Annotated in this window: 7 protein-coding genes; 2 read left to right on the forward strand and 5 right to left on the reverse strand. The window is 49.2% G+C overall.

Going from position 1 to position 9,351, the window contains the following annotated elements:
- Window positions 1-65: 65 nt before the first annotated feature.
- The 5 genes from pgmB to LIZ87_RS18805 all read right to left on the reverse strand — a co-directional run bounded on the left by pgmB (window position 66) and on the right by LIZ87_RS18805 (window position 6,336).
- Window positions 66-704 (reverse strand): beta-phosphoglucomutase, encoded by a 639-nt coding sequence (pgmB, locus tag LIZ87_RS18785; protein ID WP_227148789.1) that lies wholly within the window; start codon window positions 702-704, stop codon window positions 66-68.
- Entirely contained in the window at window positions 704-3,049 is a 2,346-nt protein-coding gene (locus tag LIZ87_RS18790) for a glycoside hydrolase family 65 protein (RefSeq protein WP_227148790.1), read from the reverse strand. The genes pgmB and LIZ87_RS18790 overlap by 1 nt, the downstream gene beginning before the upstream one ends.
- A 60-nt stretch (window positions 3,050-3,109) precedes the next feature.
- Window positions 3,110-3,961, reverse strand: coding sequence for a carbohydrate ABC transporter permease (locus tag LIZ87_RS18795; RefSeq protein WP_178313307.1), 852 nt, complete (start codon window positions 3,959-3,961; stop codon window positions 3,110-3,112).
- Window positions 3,961-4,863: a carbohydrate ABC transporter permease gene (locus LIZ87_RS18800; protein ID WP_178313306.1), complete on the reverse strand. Its 903-nt coding sequence runs from the start codon at window positions 4,861-4,863 to the stop codon at window positions 3,961-3,963. Before LIZ87_RS18800 ends, LIZ87_RS18795 begins: the two co-directional genes overlap by 1 nt.
- A gap of 111 nt (window positions 4,864-4,974) precedes the next feature.
- Complete coding sequence (locus LIZ87_RS18805) at window positions 4,975-6,336, reverse strand: ABC transporter substrate-binding protein (protein WP_178313305.1); 1,362 nt, start codon at window positions 6,334-6,336, stop codon at window positions 4,975-4,977.
- 300 nt (window positions 6,337-6,636) lie between these two features.
- Here LIZ87_RS18805 and LIZ87_RS18810 point away from each other — a divergent pair, with 300 nt between their 5' ends.
- Both LIZ87_RS18810 and LIZ87_RS18815 read left to right on the forward strand, forming a co-directional pair.
- A complete protein-coding gene (locus tag LIZ87_RS18810; RefSeq protein WP_178313304.1) occupies window positions 6,637-7,404 on the forward strand; it encodes a response regulator transcription factor in 768 nt (255 codons plus the stop codon).
- A 7-nt stretch (window positions 7,405-7,411) separates the two neighbouring features.
- Window positions 7,412-9,184 (forward strand): sensor histidine kinase, encoded by a 1,773-nt coding sequence (locus tag LIZ87_RS18815; protein ID WP_227148791.1) that lies wholly within the window; start codon window positions 7,412-7,414, stop codon window positions 9,182-9,184.
- The last annotated feature ends 167 nt before the right edge of the window (window positions 9,185-9,351 follow it).

Genomic DNA, 9,351 nt, shown 5'->3' on the forward strand with positions numbered 1-9,351 from the left:
CTGTATTTGCAGCCCATGTATCAAGATACATTTCCTTATGTTTCCTCACCAGCTCAAGAAGGCGCTTACTCCCACTCAAACTCTCCTACACCTCTGCAGATATAGTCCGCCATGGGCAGGTTTTCTCTTGTTCCAATCCCCACTGCCAACATCCCGGCTGTCTTTGCCGCCTGGATCCCGGCGGCGGAATCCTCAAATACTACACATTCTGCGTAAGGGATCCCCAGACGGTCTGCTGACAGGGTGAATACCTCCGGGTCCGGTTTTGCTTTTTTCACCAGGGTTCCATCCACAATGAAATCAAAATAATCCTCAATATGGAGACGGTCCAGGATCAGTCTGGCGTTTTTGCTGGCTGAGCCCAGTGCGATCTTGATGCCGGCCTTCTTCATCCGTTCAAACAGCTCCACTACCCCAAAAAACAGCTCATCTTCCTCTAACCGGCTGACATATTCCAGATAATACTGATTCTTCTCTGCTGCCAGCTCTGCCTTTTCCGCCTCAGAAAACCGCCCGCTCATTCCTCCCATTTCCAGGAGCAGATCGAGTGCCGCCATCCGGGAAATGCCCTTGAGGGCCTCATTCTGCTGCTCTGTAAATGGAAAACCCAGCCTGTCTGCCAGCTTTTTCCAACCCAGATAATGATACTTTGCCGTATCTACCAACACTCCATCTAAATCAAAAATCCCGCACTGATATTTCATTACCATTCCTCCAAAGAAAGCTTTAACTCAAACTCCACCTGATACTCTTTTCCATAGACAACAATGGCGACCGGATTTCCCTCAACCAGCCGGAAGCTGCAGCCTTCCTTTGTCACCTTGATCTCCAGCAGGCTTCCCTGAAGCTTTAAGCGAAGCTCATAGGATTCCCACTGCTTTGGAATAGACGGCATGAAGAAATATCCCGTTTCCTTCACCCTCAGTCCCAGGAAGCCATAGACAATGCCCATATAGGTACCGCCCATATTGGCGGTGTGGATCCCGTCCTTTGTATTGTGCTGGGAATCCAGGATATCCAGCTTGGAGGAGAAATCAAAGTAATCATAGGCCTTCTCCTTCATTCCCAGTTTGGAGGCAACGATTCCGAAAATACATCTGGATAAGGAAGAATCATGGGTTGTCCGCTTCTCGTAATATTCAAAGGAGTTCTTCATGGTGCTGAGCTTCTGTGCATCCTCAAAGATCATATGGGCCAACACGGTGTCAGCCTGCTTGCACACCTGATACCGGTACAGGCGGTACAGGTGATTCCACTGCATGATCGGCCCGTTGCCCGGCCCCTTTTGGCTGAAGTCCCATTCCTTCTTTGAGAGGAAGCTGTCATCCTGCGGGTTGATATCCAGCTTTTCGTCATACAAAAGCAGCATCTTCTCAGCCGCCTCCTCAAAGCCCTCGATCTCCGTCTCCTCGATACCGATCTTATCTTCAAGGTCCTTCAGCTGTCCCCGCTCCTTCATCATCCGATACACCTTTGCAGCCCAGGCCATATTATGCTTTGCCGTCAGGTTGGTGTAGTAGTTGTTGTTTACCACGCAGCTGTATTCATCGGGGCCTGTCAGATCATGGAGCTGGAAGGAGCCCTCATAGAAGTTGCCCAGATCATGCCACATCCTGGCTGTCTCCATCAGGATCTCTGCTCCCTTCTCCACGATAAAATCCCAATCTCCGGTGATCAGATAATACTGCACCACTGCGTAGGAGATATCTCCGTTGATATGGTACTGGGCGCTTCCGGAGGGATAGTAGCCGGAGCACTCGTCTCCGTTGATGGTCCTCCATGGGTAAAGAGCGCCTTTGGGATATCCCATCACTCTGGCATTTGCTCTGGCCCGGTCCAGGATGTGGTGGCGGTAGGACAGGAGATTTCTTGCCACCTCCGGCTGAGTCAGGGAGAAGAAGGGCACAATATACATCTCCGTATCCCAGAAATAATGTCCCTCGTAGCCCTCGCCGCTTAAGCCCTTTGCTCCGATATTGCAGTACTTATCCTTTCCAACGGACTGGAGCAACTGATACAGATTGTAGTGAAGGGACAGGTTCAGTTCCTCATCGCCCTTGATCTCGATCTTTGCATTTTCCCAGAATTTTGCCAGATAAGCTTCCTGGCACTGATACCAATGGCTCAGCGGCCTCGCCACGCTCTCCCTTAACAGCCTTCGGGCATCCTCCTTTACCTTCTCATAACGGATGGAATCACAGGTCACGGTGTATTTCACCACCGTAACCGCCTTTCCTTCCTTTACGGGAAATGCCAGCTTCTCCACGATGTCCTTATCGCCGATCCGGCTCTCCGTCCTTAAGTCCTCCCGGCAGCCCAGCTCTTTGTCCTCCGAGTACACCCTATGGGTCACGGCGCTGGCGATCTCAAGGCCGGATCGCAAGGTTTCTGACCGAAGCAGGGTAAAGCCTTCCTCTGTATTCTCCAGATCAGCCACTCTCAGATGAACGATCTTTTCTCCGGCCACTCTGGAATCCTTGGGATTAAAGTAGTTGGATACATCTCCGGAATGAACAGATTCCATCACGGCATTGCCTGAAAAGTTCAACGGGGTGATCTGATATTCAATGGTAAACAGCGGCAGGATCTCAAAGGACGCCATACGGGTAATGCAGATCTCTGCCCGGCGTCCCTCCGGTGATTCCCATACGAACCTTCTCACTGTAGTGCCCTTCTTCATGTCCAGGATCCGGCAAAATTCCAGAACCTTTCCTGTAAACAGGTCGACCCGCTCTCCCTCCAGGGTCAGCACCATAGTCTGGGTGTCAAAGGTATTCACCATGGTCTGCTTCTGCTCCGGGAAGCCATAGTGCTTCTCCGGCTGCTTCATGTCTGAAAAATTGTAAAAACCATTTACGTACTGTCCTCTGACCGTGGGACGGTCAGCGGGATAACGCTCCTCAAAATTTCCTCTTACTCCGAAATATCCGTTGGCATTATGAAACAGAGTCTCGTTGATCAAAAGCTCCTGCTCTGCTCCGGTAAAGCCGTCTTTTCTAAATACAAATGCCTGGCTCATCGTTTCCTCCATCCAATTTGATTCTTTCATTGTAACTGTTCAGTAGGTCTGCGCACTTGCTGTGCTGACCTACTGAACAGTTACCTTTCATTATTTAATACCCGTAGTCGCAATACCTTCCACAAAGTAGTCCTGCGCCACAAAGAACAGGATCACAGGCGGCAGGATCGAAAGCACGGACATGGCCATGATGCTGCTCCAGTTTACGCTTCCTGCCGTATTGTCGATCGCCATGCGAAGTCCCAGGGAAATGGGATATTTGGTAACCGTGTTGATATAGATCAGGTTTCCAAAGAAATCATTCCAGGTCCACATGAAACGGAAGATCCCGGCAGAGAAGATGGCAGGCTTGCAGAGCGGCACGATCACTTTTACTAAAATCTGGAAGGAGTTGCAGCCATCGATCTTTGCGGCCTCGTCCAGCTCCTTCGGGATCCCGCGGACAAACTGCACCAGCATGTACACGAAAAAGGCGCTGGTGGAAAATGCCGCCGGAACGATAAAAGGCAGATAGGTATTGACCCAGCCCACCTTGGAGAACATCACATAGGTAGGGATCGTCAGCACGGAGGTGGGAAGCATCAGGGTAGCGATCATGATGGAAAACATGATCTTCTTTCCCGGAAACTGGAAGCGCGCAAAGCCGTAGGCAACGATCATTCCGGAAACCAGGGTCAGCACTACCACAGGAATTACGATCTTAAAGCTGTTTAAGAAAAATACGCCGAAGTTTGCATTCCCCACGCCCTTCCAGCCATCAATAAAGGCATTCAGGTTAAAGACCGTGGGCATCAGTCCGATATCCGTAAAAATGTCGCGGTTCTCTTTAAATGCAGATGAGATCATCCAAAGCACCGGGTACACCATTACAAAGCCAAAGACAATGATGAATATCTGCATGAGTATCACTTTTACTTTTCTGTTTCCCGCATGTTGTTTCATCAGAATTTCCCTCCATCCTCATAATAGGTAAACCGCTCAAAAAACTGAAACAGGATCACTGTAAATACCATGATCGCCATAAACAGGATCCAGGACAATGCAGAGGCATAGCCGGTCCGAAAATACTTAAATGCACTATTGTACAGATGGATCGCAAATACATAGGTAGAATTTAAAGGGCCTCCGCTCGTCACCACATAGGGGCCGGTAAATTCCTGGAAGCCGTTGATCAGCTGCATGATCACATTAAAGGAAACAACCGGAGTGATCATTGGCAGCGTAATGCAGAAGAACTGGCGCGCCTTGCTCGCTCCGTCCACTCTTGCCGCCTCATATAACTCCTGGGGAACCTGCTTTAAACCGGACAGGAAAAGCACCATGGAGGAACCAAACTGCCATACGGCCAGCAGGGCTACGGTTCCAAGAGCAAATTTCGGACTTCCGATCCAGTCCACATAAGGCAGGCCTACGTTCTGAAGGATCAGGTTGACAATACCGTCCCGACGGAACAAAAAGCGCCACAGCACAGCGATGGCAACGCTTCCGCCCAGAATAGACGGCAGGTAATATACGGTACGGTAAAAATTCACGCCCTTCATATTGGTGTTCAAGATCATGGCAACGAAAAGCGCAAATACCAGCTTTGCCGGAACAGACAGCAGTACGTACTTAAAGGTAATGGCCAGAGACGGCACTGCCAGCTTGTCTTTTGTGAAGATCTCAACATAATTTTTCAGGCCGATCCACACCGGCTCACTGGTGATGGAGAAATCCGTAAATGAATAATAGATGGATGACATGATCGGATACATGGTAAATGCCAGAAAACCGATGATCCACGGCGCCACATACACCAGACCGATATAGTCCGAAAGTGCCTTTTTCTTCTTGCCTTTCATCATACACACTCCTCTTTTTCTGAAAAAAGGGTACAAAAAATAGCTACCGCATACAGAAGGTAACTTCTGCGGCCTGCAATAGCTATTTTTAATTTTGTACCCTGGTTAATTGTGTTACTGCTGACCCTTCAACTCAGCCAGAAGCTCATCAAAATCTGTCACCAGCTCCTTTGCCTTCTCCTCCGGAGTTGCAACCTTGTACTCTACCTCCTGGATGGCATCCAGCCACATCTGCTCCATATCGCCTGTGGGCAGGTTCGGGATGGTCATGGCTCCTGCTGCCATGGCATTCTCTACTACGCGGTTGTTCTCCTCGCTTAAGATGCCCATTTCAAGCAGAACCTCTCTGGCTGCTGCAGATGCCGGAACACCTCTGGTATCCTTTAAGATCGCAGATGCTTCAGGATCATTTGTCAGCCAGTTTAAGAACTTTGTAGCTTCCTCCGGATACTTTGTGGAGCTTGGAATCGAGTAAACCTGAGAAGGACGGATCATAACGCCGCTTCCAACGCCGTCTGCATCCCTCACCATCGGCATAACGCCTACATCAATGGCGCCGTCAACTGTTGCGGTTGACTGGGAGGATAACCATACCTGGCAGATCCCCAGCTTTCCATCGATCCACTTTGGATTCTCGTACCAGCGGTTTACATAGATTCCATTTACCACTGCCGGCTCGATCACTCCATTGTCGATCCAGTCAACGATCATCTGGAAGCCCTCTGCAAGCTGCTCCTCTGTAAAGGTTCTCTCATAATCATTATTGAAGATATACTCTCCGGTCTTCTGATTCAGATAAGAATGAAGCATCAGGTTTAAGATGGTCTGCTCTACATTCAGCAGATAAAAATCCGGATCCTGGGCATGCAGCTCCGTACCGATCTCCATGAGCTCCTTCCAGGAAATGGTCTTGTCCGCGCCAAATCTGTCATCCTGTAAAACGTCCTTATTGTACAAAAATACGTTGGTATTCATTCCGGTGGGCAGGCCTACGACTTTTCCGTCAAACTCCAGGCAGTTCTTTAAAAAGGTCTCATCAAACTGGCTTAAGTCAATGGCCTCTACGGTGCTTAAATCCATCAGCAGATCGCCCTGCTTGTTGATATCTGCCAGCCATGGCTGATCGATCTGGATAATGTCTGCCGCGCTGTTGCCGGACAGCTGGGTGATCAGCTTCTGCTGGTATCCGTCAAATCCGCCGTATTCCGGCTCAATAGTAACGTTGGGATTCAGCTCCTCATACTTCGCGATCGCTTCCAGAGTGGCATTGTGGCGTTCCTCACCGCCCCACCATGCAAAACGGAGCACTACCTTATCGCCGGAGGCTCCTGCCTCTGTCTGAGCTGCAGCGCTGCTGCCTCCATTTCCCTGAGCACTGTTATCACCTGCACTGCCTGAACCTCCGCAGCCCGCAACAGCTCCTGCGATCATTCCTACTGCTGTCAGCAATGCAATTCCTTTTTTCAAACACTTCATGTCTGTACCTTCCTCCTGATTTTTTCTACATCTTCTTTTTCATTTCGGCCAAAATGTTTTATGGCTATAGTGTAACATAAGCATTTCATTTCAAACAGGCATCTGCTTTGTGAATTCGTATCATTTTTTGTATATTTTGTGGTATCATTTTTTGATAATCGTATCTTTTCTTGTCATCTTTCTTGTGAAATTCCCATACCCCTTTGATTTTTCGCCTATACCATTGTATACTATTACCAGTCAGCGGCACAGCTTGAGCCGGAAGCATTTTGTAAATGATCATTGGAAAGAGGATCTTAGATGAACTATCAATTATTGATCGTAGATGATGAATATGAAATCAGAACTGGGCTGGCAAACTACATCCCCTGGAATACCATTGGATTTACGGTGGCAGGGCAATGCCAAAATGGAAAGGAAGCCCTGGATTTTATCGCAGCCCACACCATACACGCCATTCTGTGCGATATCCGCATGCCCATCATGGACGGGCTGGAGCTGGCAAAAGAGCTCTATTCCCGAAGATCAAAGATCAAGATCGTCTTTTTGACCGGATATAAGGACTTTGAATATATCCAGCAGGCACTCCGCTACCGCGCCTTTGACTACGTGTTAAAGCCCACCCGCTTTGAACAGATCTCTGAGGTATTTGGGAACATACGCCATGAATTGGATAAAGAGTATGGAACCGAAGAGCCTCCTGAAAAAAAGGAACCGGCTGACATGATCAACACGATCAAGCGGATCGTAAATGAACACCTGGACAATGTGACCCTGGAATCGGTGTCAAAAGAAATCTATATGAACCCTTTCTATATTAGTAAGCTGTTCAAACAAAAAACCGGAATTAATTTTGCTGACTACGTGACGGACTGCCGGATGAAAAAGGCCGTGGATCTGCTAAATGACTATAACTGCCGGATCTATGAGATCAGCGAGGCAGTTGGATATTCCAATCCTAAAAACTTTGCCAGGACCTTCAAGCAGTACTACGGCATCACCCCCAGCGAATACCGGACAAACGGACTGCCGAAAGGAGAATGCCCTTCCGATGAACCATCCCTCTAAAACCTTTATGAAATATTTCTTAAGGCAGCTTTTCATCAGCTCCGTTCCTATCATTCTGCTGGGAACCCTGGCTTTTCATCTGACCTGCTATGATATCCGCCAGACGGCTTCTGAATCTGCCTTCAAATCCTTAGAGCAGTCCAGCCAGTTCATGAAGCAGATCCTCTCTGACGGAACCACTATCGAAGCTACCTTTAATCCGGATTCCTTTTCCGGCTTTTCGTTAAAGCACATATTAAAGGAAAAGACCCTGGATTATCACAATGCAGTCAAATACCCCATATTTTCCTCCATTTTAAATACCTTTGTGAATGCCAATCCCTGGATTGAGTCGGTCTACCTTTACTGGCCCAATGATTACGGGAATATCCTTGTATCCAACAAGGGGCTTACACGTCTTGAATATATGGAGGATACTGGCTGGCTCGCAGATTATGAAGCTCTGACCGGAGACCGGACCTGCACCTCCTTCATCCAGCCCCGCAGGCAGAGTGATGGGGACGGCATTTTCCATGACATGATCACCATTTACCAAAAAATCATGACCCTGGATTATCAGACCGCCCAGGGCATCGCTGTCATCAACGTGACGCCGTCCCTGATCGGAGATTACCTGAAGCAGCAGCGCACCTTTTCCGACCAGGAGCTCTACCTGTTTACGGACAGTTGGACACTGCTTGCAGGCTCAGACCAGGTGCATGGCGCCAAGGAGCTTATGCTGCTGGAAAAGCTGGGTGAGGAAGCCAATGCTGCCTTCGGGGCGCTGCCGTCAGGGGAACACAAGGTCCACATCAGGGAAAATGGGTATACCATCTCTGTTTTGAGAGATGAGGATGCTCCCTTTCTCTATGTGTCTATCATTCCTGACCGCCAGCTCTATGCCATTCCCACCCAGCTGCTCCACATCACAGGTGTCCTGGTGGCATTGTCCATCCTGGTATCCCTTGGACTGGCGGCCGCCAACAGCAGAGGGATTTCCCGGAACATCCACACCATCATGGACATTTTCCATGCTGCCCAGAACGGTGAGCCCCTGCCTTCCGTCCCGGAGTCTGCCAACGATGAACAGAGCTATATTATCACCAATCTGATCTCTACCTTTATTAAGCAGGAATACCTGACAGTCCAGCTCTCAGAAAAGGTATATAAGGCAAAGACCCTGGAGTTAGTGGCTCTGCAGTCCCAGATCAATCCCCATTTTCTGTTTAATACCCTGGAGACCATCCACATGAAAGCCTTCCAGCTCACCGGCGGCCCCAATGATGTTTCCGTACTGATCGAGAATCTGTCGGACATCATGCACTATACCCTGTCTGATCCCAATGAGCGGATTTCCCTAGAGAACGAGATCGCCTACTCCAAGGCCTATCTCTACATCCAGAAATTCCGCTACAAGGACAAATTCCATATTATCTGGGAATATGATCCGGACATCCTTCCCATTCCCATGATCAAGCTGGTGATGCAGCCTCTCCTGGAAAATGCCATCCACCACGGGATCGCTCCCTCTGCCTGGGAATGCCTTCTGAAGATCAAGATCTATCAGAGAGACGGGCTGCTCTACCTCCATATCATTGATACTGGTATGGGCATGACCCGGCAGCAGAGAGAGGAGCTCCTCTCCCGCACTTTGGACGATCACACTCCTTATCAGCACATTGGTCTTTCCAACACCTGGAAAAGGCTTATGCTGGTGTATGGAGATAAGGCCCAGATACGGATACGGAGCAAATACCAGCGCGGAACAGCCATTACCCTGATACTGCCTGTGTGTGTTTAAGGTCCGAAAGGGCGGCGGCATCTGTTGCTGCATTCAAAGGAAACCTGATATCTATATATTCCGGTCAAAAAACGGCAGGGCCATCTCTGGCACTGCCGCTTTTCAGTAGTGCGCCTGGCGGCGCACGTTTCTAACCAGTGCAAGTCTGGAATCCGCCCGGTAGTGGG

The sequence above is a fragment of the Lacrimispora sp. 210928-DFI.3.58 genome (genome assembly GCF_020554865.1).
Lineage (GTDB): Bacteria > Bacillota > Clostridia > Lachnospirales > Lachnospiraceae > Enterocloster.

What these genes read in the sequence shown, in the direction of transcription:
- pgmB (WP_227148789.1), bottom strand. Translation starts at nt 704, where the DNA reads ATGAAATATCAGTGCGGGATTTTTGATTTAGATGGAGTGTTGGTAGAT.
- LIZ87_RS18790 (WP_227148790.1), bottom strand. Translation starts at nt 3,049, where the DNA reads ATGAAAGAATCAAATTGGATGGAGGAAACGATGAGCCAGGCATTTGTA.
- LIZ87_RS18795 (WP_178313307.1), bottom strand. Translation starts at nt 3,961, where the DNA reads ATGAAACAACATGCGGGAAACAGAAAAGTAAAAGTGATACTCATGCAG.
- LIZ87_RS18800 (WP_178313306.1), bottom strand. Translation starts at nt 4,863, where the DNA reads ATGATGAAAGGCAAGAAGAAAAAGGCACTTTCGGACTATATCGGTCTG.
- LIZ87_RS18805 (WP_178313305.1), bottom strand. Translation starts at nt 6,336, where the DNA reads ATGAAGTGTTTGAAAAAAGGAATTGCATTGCTGACAGCAGTAGGAATG.
- LIZ87_RS18810 (WP_178313304.1), top strand. Translation starts at nt 6,637, where the DNA reads ATGAACTATCAATTATTGATCGTAGATGATGAATATGAAATCAGAACT.
- LIZ87_RS18815 (WP_227148791.1), top strand. Translation starts at nt 7,412, where the DNA reads ATGAAATATTTCTTAAGGCAGCTTTTCATCAGCTCCGTTCCTATCATT.